Consider the following 14,145-nt stretch of genomic DNA (forward strand, 5'->3'; position numbering starts at 1 on the left):
TAAAAAAGAATCGTTCTTATTTACAAACGGCTTCCCTTGCGCTAAAATCAATGTACATACAAAACGTAATCATTACGATAAAGAGGTGCAATGATGAAAAAATTATTTATTTTAGGGGCAGCCGGAGCAGCCTTTGTTTCTTTAAGCGCTTGCGGTTCAGCAGATAATCAGGAAGAACAGGGAAGCGAAAGTGAGGAAAAACTAGAAGTGTATACCACACTTTTTGCCTGGGAAGACTTCACAAAACAGATCGGCGGCGATCATGTGAATGTAGAAAACGTCGTACCGGCAGGGTCGGATGCTCATACATATGACCCAACGCCGCAGACACTTACAAATATTGCGGAGGGCGATGTATTTGTGATGACCGGAAACGGAATGGAAGGGTTTGCTGACGAAGTGGAGAGCACTATTGGCGACCAGGATGTACAGATAGCCAGGGTGGCAGAGGCTGCCGGCGGGGAAGAAGCCCATGATCATGAGGAGGGCGAATCTGAAGAAGAACATGCTGAGCATACTGAAGAAAGCCACAGCGGGGAAGAAGTCCACGATCATGAGGAGGGCGAATCTGAAGAAGAACACGCTGAGCATGCTGAAGAAAGCCACAGCGGGGAAGAGCACGACCATAGCGGCACGGATCCTCACGTATGGATTGACCCAGTTCAGGCGAAAGAAGCAGCCGGCGTGATTAAAGACCAGCTAATAGAGGCAGATCCGGATAACGAGCAGACCTATGAAAATAATTATGAAGAACTGGCGGCGGAACTCGATGAATTGGATGATCGGTTCGAGACCCTTGTGGATGAAAGCAGTAAAAATCAATTTATTGTTTCCCATGCAGCATACGGATACTGGGAAGAACGATACGGGCTGGAAGAAATCGCTGTTAACGGCGTAAACGCCCAGGATGAACCTTCCACGCAGGAAATCAATGATATTATCGATAAAGCAGAACAAAATGACCTGAACGCCATTATGGTGGAAGAAAACATCCCGTCTGATACGACAGACGTTCTCCAGGAAGAAATCGGAGCAGAGGTTTATACGCTAAATAACCTCGAATCAGCCAGCGAAGAAGAAATTGCTGATGGCGCGAGCTATGTATCATTGATGAATCAGAATATCGATAACCTTGAAAAAGCACTGAACGAATAACTTTTCAAGCTTCTTACTTGTGATTCCCTGTTCTTATCCGCTACAATATAGGTATTCGGTGAAGGAAAGGAAGGATTTTAATGAATTTTGATTTTTACGTCAATGATATAGTACAAGCTTCCCGAGATGAAATCGAAGAAGCGGGCTACCAGTCTCTTCGTACCCCGGAAGAAGTCGATGAAGTGTTGAACAAGGAAGGCACAACACTTGTGATGGTGAACTCTGTATGCGGCTGTGCTGGAGGCATTGCCCGTCCGGCGGCAGCTTATATGACGAATTATGACACGAAGCCGGACCGGCTTGTGACCGTATTTGCAGGTCAGGATAAAGAAGCGACCGAGCAGGCCCGTTCTTACTTTACAGGGTTCCCGCCGTCGTCTCCATCGTTTGGGCTCTTAAAAGATGGAGAATTGGTACGCATGGTTGAACGTCATGAAATTGAAGGCCATGAGCCGATTCAGGTTGTTCAAAAACTCGAAGAAGCTTTCGATCAATACTGCACAAAATAAAAAGTGCCCTCCGGGGCGCTTTTTTTTTGTAAAAAAAGAGCTCCTTCCTAAAGAAGGAGTCCATTGGATTTATTTTTCCAAATGATAGATGTTGCCGTCCTGCTCTACAGTAGTATCAACATCCGGAAATACAATTTCGCTTGTTTTCGGCTCGAATTCCTGGGAAGTTTCAAACCCTACCCGAAAGTCATTACTTTTTGTTGAAGGGCCTTCCTCCTTTGTCACACTATACCATAGTGTTTTGCCGTTAGAAGCGATTGTCGTCTGCGGTTCTCCTACATTAGCTTTAAATGTTACTTCTGCCATATGCTATCCCTCTTTCTTCGTGTAAGATCTATTAAGGATTCTTCCCTCCAGAGCTTTTGATTTAAACGTCAATTGCAAAAATAAGAAATGACACGGAAGTGCCTTGACGCTCAGCTTTACTTTCGTGGTATACTGATTCGGAATACATAAATGAAAAGGGCGGAGACAAATGATTCAGGCGCATTATGAAAAAATTCAGGAATACTTAAACATGGACGAAGAGATTTCGTACGAAGAGTTCCGTGATTACTACCAAAACGTCATCGATGAACTTGATGCAAACGCATCCAGATATGAAGAAGAGCAGGTATGGAAAGCCTTGTTTATTACCGAGAGCATCATGTCCAATGCGGAAGACCGCCAGAAGCGGACGAAAAAAAAGCAGGAGTCCAAGAAGTTCGGAAAGATGCAGGAACGTTCCAGAGTGTATTCCCAGCATTTTACTAAAAGGCTTCAGGAAGCAGGATACAGTGAAGAGGATATCAACGAACAGTTTGAAAAAATGCTCGAAGGGTCTCCTGGGGAAGCGTGATTAAAAAATGGGTTGACTTTCATATTCGTTCATTGGTATAGTATTCATTGTCTTGTTAAAACATATGACAAAAGCGCCTATGGTGAAAGGGATATCACTCGAGATTCCGGTTCTCGCATTCCAGGTTCGAGTCCTGGTAGGCGCACCAATGAATAAATGTGTAAGCAAAGGAGCTATTCCTTTGCTTTTTTATTTGTTTATTAAGCTGGTACGAATGCAGAAGAGGGCGCTGCCGGGATGAAGGACGCCAGTCAGTTTCCCTCTGCCTGTGTTTACGATATAATATAAGAACGAATGAATAAACTGAGAGGTTTTTTAGATGGGGAGATTCCGAATTGGATATCGGACGCTGAAAACAGCAGTAGGCACAGCTATATCCGTATACATTGCCCAGCTGCTGCAGCTGGATTATTACATATCAGCAGGTGTCATTACCATTCTTTGTATTACGACGACCAAAAGGGGCTCCCTGAGTGTCAGCATCGAACGACTCGTTTCCTGTGTGATTGGGCTCGGGGTCGCGAGTGTATTCTTTGAACTGATAGGCTATAATCCGGTGGCCATCGCTGCACTCTTTCTCATCAGTATTCCACTCAGCGTAGCAGCGAACGCTGCCCGGGGTATCGTCACAAGCAGTGTTATCGTCCTGCACCTTTATACAGAGGAACAGGTGAGCGCTGGTATCTGGATGAACGAGCTCGCGATTATTTTTATCGGTATTGGGGTAGCTTTAATTATGAACCTTTATATGCCGAGCAGTGAAAAAAGTCTGGCCCAGGACCAATTAAGCCTTGAAGACGCTTTTCGTAAAATTTGGGAGGAATACGCTAACTACCTTCGTTTTGGAGATAATGTCTGGGACGGGGCAGAATTTTCGGATGCAGCGAAGATCATTGATGAAGCTAAAGGGAAAGCCCTGAGGGATATAGACAACCACTTCCTCCGGGATGATGACTACTTTTATCACTATTTCCGCATGAGAGAAAAACAGTTCTCGGTACTCGAGAGTATCCTTCCGTTTATTTCTTCGATTGATCAGTCAGTGCCTCAGGGCCATAAAATGGCTGATTATATGGATGAATTAAGCGACGCTGTTTCCCCGGGCAATACTGCCGGTTATTTTTTATACCGTCTTGACGAAATGAAGTATGAAATTCAGCAGATGGAGCTGCCTAAAACAAGGCATGAATTCGAAATACGTTCCTCTCTATTTTATATCCTGTATGAAATTGAAGAATACCTGCTCATAAAAAAAATGTTTAAGCCTGACCCGAAGCGTACCCATACAATCTCGGGCAAACGATTAAACAGGCAGATGGCACGCAGAAACAAATAAAAGCAGAACAAGCGGGATGTAAACTCGCAAGTTCTGCTTTATCCGGTACATACAAGGATTGGCGTTTGTTTTAAAACATCGCCGCTCCGCCCATCAACAGGCTGCTGCCGACAAGCGCAAAAATCATAATGTAAATAATGACTTTCTGCATTCTAACCCCCGCTTTCAATAGAAACTGATGCTCAAATTATAACACAGCAGGCAAAAAAATATATAATAAACCTAAGCAACCCGCAAAGGAGTTATAATAGTGATGACAAATCAGGAACGTTTAATACAGGAATTTATCGAACTGGTGCAGATAGATTCGGAAACGAAGCATGAAGCCAAAATCGCGGATGTAATCAAACGCAAATTCCAGGAGCTTGGCCTCGAAACAAAAGAAGATAACGCCAAAGCCCTGACCGGACACGGGGCAGGAAATTTGGTCTGTACGTTAAAAGGCACAGACAGCACAAAGCCGGTAATTTATTTCACCTCTCACATGGATACAGTCGAACCGGGCAAAGGTATTGAACCCGAAGTGCAGGATGAGTATATCGTTTCAAGTGGTGAAACGATTCTCGGAGCTGATGACAAAGCAGGCATTGCGGCGATGCTCGAAATGGTAAAAGTACTTCAGGAAGAAGACGAGCCTTATGGTGATATTCAGTTTATCATCACAGTCGGGGAAGAGTCCGGCCTTATGGGCGCAAAGCATCTTGATACCGGACTCGTGCACGCCGATATGGGCTATGCGCTTGATAGTGACGGACCGGTAGGCACACTCGTTACTTCAGCGCCGTATCAAACGAAAATGCACGCGACTATTTACGGAAAGAAAGCGCACGCAGGTGTGGAGCCGGAAAAAGGCATTTCAGCCATCAGCGTTGCTTCTAAAGCAGTGACCAAGATGCCGCTTGGACGAATTGATGAAGAAACAACAGCCAACATCGGAAGCTTTGCCGGAGGCACTCAGACAAATGTCGTATGTGATGAAGTCGTGATTTCTGCTGAAGCACGCTCCTTTAAACCGGATAAGCTGAGCAGACAGATAGCTGCGATGCGCGAGGCATTCGAAGAAGCAGCGGAAGAAATGGGGGCCGAGGCATCTATTGACATACAGCCAATGTATGAAGGATACGTGCTGGCTGAATCAGATGATGTGGTGCAGCGTGCAGTGCAGGCCGCCAACCGGCTCGATGTGGAGCCGAGAACTGTCCAGAGCGGAGGCGGCAGCGATGCCAACGTGATTTCCGGCTACGGCATACCTACCATCAATCTGGGCGTCGGATATGAAAATATCCACACGACGGAAGAACGGCTGCTTATAAAAGAATTTGTGAAAGTACCAGCGTTTATGGCGGCCATTGTAACCGGGCCAGCAGAAGACGCGTAAAGGAGGACAATATACGCGTGGATATTCATCGTCTTCAGGGAAATATTAAATCACCGCTCCCCAATGTAAAGGAGAGAAAAGCCGAAAAGAATCCGTTCTCGGAAATAATGCAGACCGAACAGTCCAAAACATTCAACCGGCAGATGGGTATCATGCTCGAACAGCTCGATCAGCAGGGAAGGCGTTTGATGGAGAACCAGACCATTCCGGAGTTAAAAGAGTATAAACGCCTTGTAAGAGAAATTATTACAGAACTTAAGGACCACGGATTGAATCTGCATGAAGAAAGGTCATTTGGCAGCGACGGACGGCTCAAAACCCATCAGCTGATTGAAAAGATTGATAAAAAATTAGTGGAAATGACAGACCAGATGCTGCAGCAGGAACAGGAGCCCCTCTCCCTTCTTGATATGACCGGGGAAATAAAAGGCATGATTATACATCTCTACGGATAAAGGAGGGTATCTATGAGTATAAAGGTTTTATTCATCTGTTTAGGAAACATTTGCCGTTCGCCAATGGCAGAAGCACTTTTGCAAAAGCATCTGCAGGAAGCGGGAGTAGAAAATAAAATCAGTGTGGATTCAGCCGGTCTCGGTGATTGGCATGCAGGCTCGCCTCCGCACAAAGGAACGATTGGTGTACTCGAACAGCATGGTATTCATTCCGGTCCGGGAACAGCCCGGGTCGTGCAGTCCGGAGAAGAAGCCGATTATATTGTAGCTATGGATGAACAGAACCTGGAGATGCTTCAGAACTTTCACGTTTCCGCTAAAGACGGCAGGGTGTGGAAACTGCTGGACTTTCACCCTGAGCGCCGGAGTGAAGACGTCCCTGACCCTTACTTCGACAATAATTTTGGTCACGTGTTTGAACTGGTTAATACGAGTACCTTTCATTTATTACAATGGATTAGAGAGCAGGAGAATGTATAATGGAGCATATTCAAAAAGCGATACGATACGTGGATCCGCAGGCAGAAGTAACCAATATAGCAAGCCTCTCCGGAGGAAGCATCAGCTCTGCCTACCGGGTGGATACAAACAAGCGCTCCTATTTTTTGAAATGGAATGAAGAGGCACCGTATGATTTTTTCCGCCAGGAAAAACGCGGGCTCGAATTTTTGCGTGAATCGGAAGCGGTGCACGTGCCTGATGTACTGCACTGGTCGAAAAAATTTATCATTATGGATATTATTCAGGGAAGCGGGGACAGCCGCACGGATGAATGGCTGGGAATCGATCTGGCCAATCTCCATCAATCCTCCGGGTATTATTTCGGCCTTGAGGAGGATAACTTTATCGGGGAGCTGCCACAGGAGAATTCCTGGGAAACAAGCTGGGTGCGTTTTGTAAGGGACCACCGCCTGCGGCCGCAGATGGAAATCGCCAGATCCCTGGGCAAATTGACTGACGAACGGTCCCGCCGCCTGCGATATATTCTGGACCATCTCGGAGAATGGATACCCGACGACCGGCAGCCGGTGAAGCTGCACGGAGATCTTTGGGCCGGCAATTGGCTCACAGGAGAAGAGGGGCGTCCATATTTGATTGACCCTGCCTGCTGGTACGGAGACTATGAATTTGATCTTGCCTTTACCCGGCTGTTTGGAGGATTTTCCGAACGAACGTATGAAGCGTATGAAACCATCCAGCCGGTGGAAGCTGAATTTGAAGAACGGATGCCTCTCTATCAGTTATATTATTTGCTCGTCCATTTAAATGTGTTCGGGGAAATGTACGGGGCGCAGGTGGACCGGGTGCTTGCATCATACAGCAGAAGCAGTTGAACGGGACCTTTCTTTCTGAAAGGTCTTTTTTATGCTTTTATAATGTCTATTTTCCCGGGCTTTTGGGCAGGTTGAGAATGCGAAAAAACGGGAATAAAACTTTGGACATGCACATAAGGTTTTGACAGAGAGGGGCTTTTTGGAGTGAGAGAGACACGAATTGCGGTGATTGGAGCGGGCCCCGGAGGACTTACCGCTGCCATGCTGCTGCAGAGTCAGGGTTTTCAGGTAAGTGTGTTCGAAAAGGATGATAAACCAGGTGGACGCACGTCCCACGTGGACGTTGACGGCTACCGCTTTGATAAAGGCCCGACATTTTTAAGTATGCCCCATATTGTTGAGGAAATTTTTTCAGCAACCGGGAGGGATCTGGCTCACTATATTTCGTGGAACTACCTGGATCCGATGTATGAATTATTTTTCGAAGATTCAAGCTTCCGTCCGACTTCCGATAAGCAGGAAATGAAACGAAGGATCGCTTCTTCCTTTCCGGGCGATGAAAAGGGGTACGACCGTTTCATGCATGATCTGGGTAAACGTTGGGATGCGCTTCTGCCGGTACTTGAGCATGAGCATGGGTCGCTGCTTGACTATATGAAGCCCCGAACGCTTAAAGCCCTGCCGCACCTTGCGCTCGGGAAATCTGTGTATGACGTGCTGAGCCAGTATTTTTCCGATGAACGGCTGAAGCTTTCTTTTACCTTTCAGTCCAAATATTTAGGAATGTCACCGTGGGACTGCCCGGGGGCCTTCAGCATTCTTTCCTACATGGAGCATGAATACGGTATTGTTCACCCTACCGGAGGATTGAACCAGATACCAAAAGCAATGGCTAAAGCATTTGAAGAAGACGGCGGCCATCTTTACCTCAACACACCAGTTAAAAAAATCCGTACGAAAAAACAGCAGGCCGTGGGCGTAGAGCTTGAAAACGGGGAAGTGTTTGGAGCAGATGAGGTAGTGGTGAATGCAGATTTCGCCTATGCAGCTACCGAATTGTTCGATGAACCGTTGAAGAAGTGGAAAAAAGAAAAGGTGGCTAAAAAAGACTATTCCTGCTCGGCTTTTATGCTTTATGCCGGCGTTGACACTACCTATCCGGATGCGGCCCACCATTCTATCGTCTTTTCCAATGATTATAAAAAAAATGTGGAAGAAATGATTCATGAAAAAATTGTTTCAGACGATCCGTCCATCTATATTCATAACCCGGCTGTGACCGATGACACGCTGGCGCCAGCCGGGAAATCGCCAATTTATATGCTTGCCCCGGTTCCGAACAACCAGAGCGGTATCGACTGGGAGAATAACAAAGACAGCTTCCGGGATCTGGTGCTTGATCAGGTGGAAAGCCGTTCGCCGTTTAAAGGACTCCGGAACCATATTGAGGTGGAAAAAATTTATACGCCTACAGACTGGCAGCTCGACAGTAACGTATACGAAGGGGCTGTATTCAATTTGTCCCACCGCTTAAATCAAATGATGTATTTCCGTCCGCATAACAAGTTCGAAGATGTCGGAAGCTGTTGGCTGGTGGGCGGAGGTACGCATCCCGGAAGCGGTCTGCCGACGATTATCGTATCCGGCAGAATTACTGCCCAGGCACTGACGGCCAAATATTCCAGGGAGCGGGCGCAATGAAAAATATTATCGTGGGAAGCGGCATTGGCGGTCTTGTGACAGCGCTCTACAGAACACAGGCAGGCGAAGAAGTAACAATAGTGGAAAAAGATAAAGAAGCCGGCGGAAGAATTAAATGGGTGAAGCAGGACGGGTTTAAAGTCGATGAAGGACCGACGATTGTTCTTTTGCCCGGAACAATTAAAGCGATACTTGCTGAAGCAGGGATGGATCCGGAAGTGCTTAATATGGAGCGGATTGACCCTTTGTACCGGATGGTTTTCGCCGATGGCACAGAATTTTACAAATGGAGTGATCCTGAAAAACAAAAAGAAGAGCTGGCACGGGCTTTTCCGGGGGAAGAAGAAAATTTTGAAAGGTTTATGCGCGATATGAAGAGAAATTTTCTTCAGGGAGAGAAGGATTTTTTATCCCGGTCATTTATGCGCAAACGGGAATTTTTTACGGCGGCTAATATTCGTTCCCTGTGGCAGATGAAAGCTTATCAGTCGGTTAGAACCCAGGTAGCCGATTACTTTACAGATCCCCGGCTCCGGGACGCGTATTCACTGCAGACGCTCTACATTGGCGGCAATCCTGCCACTACTCCCGGTATTTACTCCCTGGTCTCCTTCAGCGAGCAGTATCACGGTATCTGGTATATCCACGGAGGCTATGCGATGCTGATCGAAAAAATTAAAGAAGAGTTGGATCGTCGCGGCGTGATCTTTCGGTTTGAAGAAACAGCATTAAGCATTCAGGCGAAGGGAAAGACTTTTACTGCTCTGAAAACGGATAAGCGGGTAGAGCCGGCAGAACGGCTCATTTGCAACTGCGAGCTTCCGATAGCAGAACAGCTGGTGGAAAATAAATCACAAAAAAAATACACTTCTTCATCAGGATGCTTGCTAATTTACTTAGGATTAGACAAAATATATACAAAGGCATCTATCCACCAGTTTTTTATGGGCAGCAATTTTGACCACCAAATGAAGCAGGTTTTTGAGACTAAGGAATTACCAGAAGAGCCGAGTATTTATGCATTCCACCCGTCTTTAATAGACTCTGCCCTCGCCCCGGAAGGTAAGAGTGTACTGTATCTGCTCGTTCCCGTACCATCAGGAGATAACATCGACTGGGAGGTGCAGGAAGAGTTTATTCAGTCTATTTTAGAGACGGTCGAGAAAAAAGGATTCCCGCACCTACGTTCTTCGATTCAGTGGATGCAGGTCCGGACGCCTCAGGACGCCGGCAGATACGGATTGTATGAAGGAGGCAGCTTTGGTATAGCTCCGAGCTTTGCCCAGTCAGGTGCATTCCGGCCGCAGCTTAAGCCGTTCTCCTACAGCAACGTATACGCAGTGGGTGCTTCTACACATCCCGGTGGCGGTGTCCCAATTGTCATGCAGGGAGCAAAACTGTTAGCGGAGCATCTCGGGACAGCAAGAAAGCAGGACATGTTCTGATATACAACCGGCAGGGGACCAACCATCGCTTGGCTTCTGAAACGCGGGAGAGGGGATGAGAAGTATGAAATCAACGTTAGAAGAAGCATACGAAGAGTGTCATCGTATTATTGCAATGCACAGTAAAACTTTTTCGAAGGCATTTGATATTCTGCCGCTTGAAAAAAGACAGGGCGTTTGGGCTGTCTATGCTTTTTGCCGGACCGTCGATGATATTGTGGATGAAGGAGAAAATCCGGAGCAGGAATTAAAGGAATTTGAAACGATGTTTCATCAGTTTCTCCGCGATCCATTTTATCAGCCGTCCCTGCAATGGATTGCCCTGAGGGATACTTTCGAACGTTTCGATATGGAAGTACAGCCTTTTATAGATATGATTCAGGGCCAGTATATGGATTTGGAAAAAATTTTTTATTACACATTGGAAGAAGTTGAAGGGTATTCCTATTATGTAGCAGGAACAGTAGGGCTGATGCTTCTTCCTATCCTTTCCCCGGAGCGTTTTGAACACCTGAAGCCGGGCGCCATCGCCCTTGGAAAGGCGATGCAGCTGACAAACATTCTTCGCGATGTAGGTGAAGACCTGGAGCGTGGGCGCATTTATTTTCCGGTTGAAATACTCGAAAAGCATGGCTATACCACCAGGGATCTTTACCAGCACCGCCTTGATTCCTCATTTGTACAGGCGTGGGAGGATATTGCCGCACGGGCAGAAGAGCTGTATACAGAGGCACTTGAATCTATTGAACAGTATCCAAAGGATGCAAGGTATCCCGTCAAAGGCGCTGCTTATATGTATCAGGCGATTTTGGAATCAGTACGGAAAAACAATTATCAGGTGTTTAAGGAGCGGGCCTACGTTTCCAAACGGGATAAATGGAGTATTTTAAAAAGATTATCCTCCTAAAGAATGCTAAGCAGGACGGGGAGTATGCCGAAAAGTATTCAGGCAGAAACTCTGCCTGTTTTTTCTTTGGGTGAAAAACGAAGCCTTAAAATGGTATTTTATGTATGGAAAAATAAGTATGAATACATAAGGCTGGAACCGCGGGATGTTACTATATCCGGTGGTTTTATTATGTTTATGTACAGTTGCAGCAGGGGGATTTTTATGAAAAGACGTGTCACGTTGCTGACAGCCGGGATCATCATTTTCATCACATTGCTCAGTATTTATGCAGTTTACCCATGGCTTGAAGAAATGGAAAAACAGATAGCGGTAGCATAGCAGGAAGAAAATAACTCGGAAAAAGAGGAAGACCAAAAACGGCCATGGACAAGAGCCATTTGGTGTTACGCATGTAGATAACGGAAAGTATGCAGAAAAAACTGATATATGAGCGGGGCATAAAAATAACCCACCAGGGTCGTAACTGGTGAGTTAACTCGTTTTAGAAAATCTTTTGTTTTCTCCGCGGAGAAAAGCTTAGCTATTGTCTTTGCTGTTTGGGCCACGCTGGTTTTTTCCTTCTTCCTGCGGTTCAATATCAGCCTGGTTATCTTTGCGTTTAATTTCTTCTTCCGGAGACTCCTGGATATTTTGGTTGGCACTGGTTTCAGAAGAAGAGGCGCTGGAATTGTCAGAGGAAGAATCAGAAGAAGAAACCTGCTCTGCGCCCTGTTTAGCCTGATCCTTTACTCCTTCGAGCTCCTGCTCGGCTTCTTTAGCTGTATCAGCTACATCCTTCAGCTCATCACCGGCTTCTTTAGCTGTGGATACTACGCCTTCGGAGTCTTTTTTCACCTGCTGGATCTGTTCAATGATGTCTTTTCCGTAATCATTGTATATCTCCTGCAGCTGGGTCGTTGCCTGCTTGGCAAGCTCTACTGTTCGCTGGAAGCGGCTTTTCAGTTCATCCGTATCGACTTCCTGATTAGCTTTATTTACTTTATCCTTGATTCCTTCGCTGCTGCTACTTTCACTGTTGCTGGTGCTACCGGAGCTTTTCGTATACCAGTATACGCCTCCCCCAATAGCAGCGGCTGAAAGTGCAATAATCGGCAGTGTTTTTCTGGTTGATGTGTTACTCATTATATCTACTCCTTTTAGTTTAAAATATGGAAGCAATGGTTCAGGAAATTAAAAAAAGAGTCAGCAAAGAAAAAGCTTTCTTCTGCTGGCTCATGGTTTAGCTTATTATCCAACCATTACCGCCGTGCTCAATATGCAAAGTGAAAATGAACTATAAATATATATCCTTTATGCTTCTTCAGTAAACATCCTGTTGAATTTTTGCGTAGACGTTGTTGTTAACAAAATTTCTGATGATAGCGTTCACTTCTTCAGCAGCTCTCGTAGGGAGCTGGTGTACCTTCCCCTGAATATGAACGTTTTGCACATGGGGAAGCCTGGATTTAAAATCCTGCTGATGCTTTTTTACAAACACATCGTTACTGCCAAATATCGTAAGCGCGGGGCAGGTAATATAAGGAAGAAGGCTGGTGCTGTCGTAATGCCTGCCATTCAAATACATTTGCTCCATAATGCCGGGATCGCTGTTTTCAATATTTTTTTCGATGCGTGCCTGCTGGTCCTGCTTTTTGGTATGAGAAAAGGCAAGGCCTTTGCCAAGTGTACCAAGCAGATTTTCATACGTACTCCAGATGCCAAGGCGGAATTTTCCGGCTAGCAGAAACGTTCTTACTTTGGGAAAGCTGCTGATTAATACGAGCGCTTTCGTCTTTTCGGGATATTTGTAAGCAAATTCCTGGGCTGGCAGGCCGCCAAAGGAATAGCCGCAAAGAATAACCTGGTCAGTCCCAAGATGAGATACGAGGGCGTAGATATCCTCCGTCCACTGTCTGATGGTGCCGTCAGCGGCTTCACTGCGTTCGCTTCTGCCGTTTCCCCGTGGATCAAAGGTAACGACCCGAAACTGGTCTTCGAGCGGGTGCTGCTGCTCAAAGGCCGCGCAGCCGAGACCGGGAGGGGAAATAAATAAGAGTACAGGCCCCTGGCCTCGCTGTTCATAATAGAGTGATGTGTTTTTTGAAATGAAATATGGCATAAACAGGCTCCTTCAGCTTTGTCAGCAATAAAATTAAAAAATTTATTCTTTCTATCTTTTTACCTTCAATCTATATAGCTAAACTTCAAAACTGGAAGAGGCCCATTAAAAAAGCCCCTGTAAGCTTTCACCTGCTTAAAGGGAGCTGAATTCGTGTGTAAAGCTATGCTTCGTTAATGATTAACGTTCCTCCACTGTTTCACCTGCTGATTTCGGGCTGGATAAAAACCAGCCGCTGACCACGATCACAACGAGGACAATATAGAAGGAAGCCTTCCACATCGGTGAATGGGAAAATGCTTCAGGAATGATGTGCAGCGCCGGGTGACTCAAAGCATAAACGGCTAGTTTGACACCGACCCATCCAACGATAACAAAGGCAGTTATTTCAAGGCCTGGACGTTTTTCGAGCAGGGTAACAAATTTACCGGCAGCAAAACGCATAATAACAACCCCAATTAATCCGCCGAATAAAATCACCGCAAAGATTCCGCCGTCAAGGCCGCCAATTGCCGGAAGACCGGAGGCTGGAAGAGTAATAGCGAGAGCAACACCCGCAAGAATCGAATCGACGGCAAACGCAATGTCTGCAAGCTCTACTTTAAAAACAGTTTTCCAGAAGCCGGGCGATTTAGTTTCCTGTGCAGCAGCAGTCACGTTTTGCTGCTGGCGGTGGTGGGCCATATGCCTGATAATATGATTAATAGCTATATAGAGAAGGTAGGCCGCGCCGATAGCCTGCACCTGCCATACACCTGCCAGAAAACTGATGATAAACAGCGATCCAAATCGGAAAAGAAAAGCGCCAAACAACCCGTAAAAAAGAGCTTTTTTTCGCTGTTTTTCAGGCAGATCCTTAACCATTACCGCCAAAACCATCGCGTTATCAGCTGCCAGCACACCCTCAAGCAGGACCAGAATAATCAAAACCCAGCTGTATTCCATCAACAAACCTACATCCATTTCTTTTCTCCCCTTATGAGAAAAGGCATGAAAAAAGCCTTTCCCCTGAATGATTCGAAGGAAAAGGCATCAAAAAAACCTTT

Annotated in this window: 16 protein-coding genes and 1 tRNA gene; 12 read left to right on the forward strand and 5 right to left on the reverse strand. The window is 46.0% G+C overall.

Annotated features, from left to right (window positions below):
• Positions 1 to 93: 93 nt before the first annotated feature.
• On the forward strand, positions 94 to 1,155 hold the full coding sequence (locus tag Q9M42_RS07340; protein WP_322525837.1) for a metal ABC transporter solute-binding protein, Zn/Mn family: 1,062 nt from the start codon (positions 94 to 96) through the stop codon (positions 1,153 to 1,155).
• A gap of 80 nt (positions 1,156 to 1,235) precedes the next feature.
• Entirely contained in the window at positions 1,236 to 1,664 is a 429-nt protein-coding gene (locus Q9M42_RS07345; RefSeq protein ID WP_022793566.1) for a BrxA/BrxB family bacilliredoxin, read from the forward strand.
• A 69-nt stretch (positions 1,665 to 1,733) separates the two neighbouring features.
• Here Q9M42_RS07345 and Q9M42_RS07350 read toward each other — a convergent pair whose 3' ends face one another.
• Positions 1,734 to 1,970: a hypothetical protein gene (locus Q9M42_RS07350; RefSeq protein ID WP_022793565.1), complete on the reverse strand. Its 237-nt coding sequence runs from the start codon at positions 1,968 to 1,970 to the stop codon at positions 1,734 to 1,736.
• A 169-nt stretch (positions 1,971 to 2,139) separates the two neighbouring features.
• Between Q9M42_RS07350 and Q9M42_RS07355 the strand changes: the two genes are divergently transcribed.
• From Q9M42_RS07355 to Q9M42_RS07365, 3 genes are all read left to right on the forward strand, one after another.
• Positions 2,140 to 2,502: a hypothetical protein gene (locus tag Q9M42_RS07355; protein WP_322525838.1), complete on the forward strand. Its 363-nt coding sequence runs from the start codon at positions 2,140 to 2,142 to the stop codon at positions 2,500 to 2,502.
• A gap of 73 nt (positions 2,503 to 2,575) precedes the next feature.
• Positions 2,576 to 2,650 (forward strand) — tRNA-Arg (locus Q9M42_RS07360).
• A 171-nt stretch (positions 2,651 to 2,821) separates the two neighbouring features.
• Positions 2,822 to 3,838, forward strand: coding sequence for an aromatic acid exporter family protein (locus Q9M42_RS07365; RefSeq protein ID WP_322525839.1), 1,017 nt, complete (start codon positions 2,822 to 2,824; stop codon positions 3,836 to 3,838).
• Between the two features lie 70 nt (positions 3,839 to 3,908).
• On the opposite strand, the gene prli42 is transcribed toward Q9M42_RS07365, so the two are convergent.
• A complete protein-coding gene (gene prli42, locus Q9M42_RS15540) occupies positions 3,909 to 3,989 on the reverse strand; it encodes a stressosome-associated protein Prli42 (RefSeq protein WP_369698793.1) in 81 nt (26 codons plus the stop codon).
• Positions 3,990 to 4,091: 102 nt separating this feature from the next.
• Between prli42 and Q9M42_RS07370 the strand changes: the two genes are divergently transcribed.
• The 7 genes from Q9M42_RS07370 to Q9M42_RS07400 all read left to right on the forward strand — a co-directional run bounded on the left by Q9M42_RS07370 (position 4,092) and on the right by Q9M42_RS07400 (position 10,998).
• Positions 4,092 to 5,216: a M20/M25/M40 family metallo-hydrolase gene (locus Q9M42_RS07370; RefSeq protein WP_322525945.1), complete on the forward strand. Its 1,125-nt coding sequence runs from the start codon at positions 4,092 to 4,094 to the stop codon at positions 5,214 to 5,216.
• Positions 5,217 to 5,233: 17 nt separating this feature from the next.
• The gene (locus Q9M42_RS07375) at positions 5,234 to 5,671 is read left to right on the forward strand and encodes a YaaR family protein (RefSeq protein ID WP_322525840.1); all 438 of its coding nucleotides are present in this window, start codon (positions 5,234 to 5,236) and stop codon (positions 5,669 to 5,671) included.
• Between the two features lie 12 nt (positions 5,672 to 5,683).
• Complete coding sequence (locus Q9M42_RS07380; protein WP_322525841.1) at positions 5,684 to 6,151, forward strand: low molecular weight protein-tyrosine-phosphatase; 468 nt, start codon at positions 5,684 to 5,686, stop codon at positions 6,149 to 6,151.
• On the forward strand, positions 6,151 to 7,005 hold the full coding sequence (locus Q9M42_RS07385) for a fructosamine kinase family protein (RefSeq protein ID WP_322525842.1): 855 nt from the start codon (positions 6,151 to 6,153) through the stop codon (positions 7,003 to 7,005). Before Q9M42_RS07380 ends, Q9M42_RS07385 begins: the two co-directional genes overlap by 1 nt.
• A gap of 144 nt (positions 7,006 to 7,149) precedes the next feature.
• A complete protein-coding gene (locus tag Q9M42_RS07390) occupies positions 7,150 to 8,646 on the forward strand; it encodes a phytoene desaturase family protein (RefSeq protein WP_322525843.1) in 1,497 nt (498 codons plus the stop codon).
• Positions 8,643 to 10,091, forward strand: coding sequence for a phytoene desaturase family protein (locus tag Q9M42_RS07395; RefSeq protein ID WP_322525844.1), 1,449 nt, complete (start codon positions 8,643 to 8,645; stop codon positions 10,089 to 10,091). The genes Q9M42_RS07390 and Q9M42_RS07395 overlap by 4 nt, the downstream gene beginning before the upstream one ends.
• A gap of 64 nt (positions 10,092 to 10,155) precedes the next feature.
• The gene (locus tag Q9M42_RS07400) at positions 10,156 to 10,998 is read left to right on the forward strand and encodes a phytoene/squalene synthase family protein (protein ID WP_322525845.1); all 843 of its coding nucleotides are present in this window, start codon (positions 10,156 to 10,158) and stop codon (positions 10,996 to 10,998) included.
• 519 nt (positions 10,999 to 11,517) lie between these two features.
• Here Q9M42_RS07400 and Q9M42_RS07405 read toward each other — a convergent pair.
• From Q9M42_RS07405 to Q9M42_RS07415, 3 genes are all read right to left on the reverse strand, one after another.
• Positions 11,518 to 12,123, reverse strand: coding sequence for a hypothetical protein (locus Q9M42_RS07405; protein ID WP_322525846.1), 606 nt, complete (start codon positions 12,121 to 12,123; stop codon positions 11,518 to 11,520).
• A 178-nt stretch (positions 12,124 to 12,301) separates the two neighbouring features.
• Positions 12,302 to 13,099 carry an alpha/beta fold hydrolase gene (locus Q9M42_RS07410; RefSeq protein WP_322525847.1) on the reverse strand — a complete coding sequence of 266 codons (798 nt, stop codon included), beginning with the start codon at positions 13,097 to 13,099 and terminating at the stop codon, positions 12,302 to 12,304.
• A 180-nt stretch (positions 13,100 to 13,279) separates the two neighbouring features.
• Positions 13,280 to 14,062, reverse strand: coding sequence for a TerC family protein (locus tag Q9M42_RS07415; protein WP_322525848.1), 783 nt, complete (start codon positions 14,060 to 14,062; stop codon positions 13,280 to 13,282).
• Positions 14,063 to 14,145: the final 83 nt, after the last annotated feature.

The sequence above is a fragment of the Marinococcus luteus genome (assembly GCF_034497705.1).
Taxonomy (GTDB): Bacteria; Bacillota; Bacilli; order Bacillales; family Marinococcaceae; genus Marinococcus; species Marinococcus luteus_A.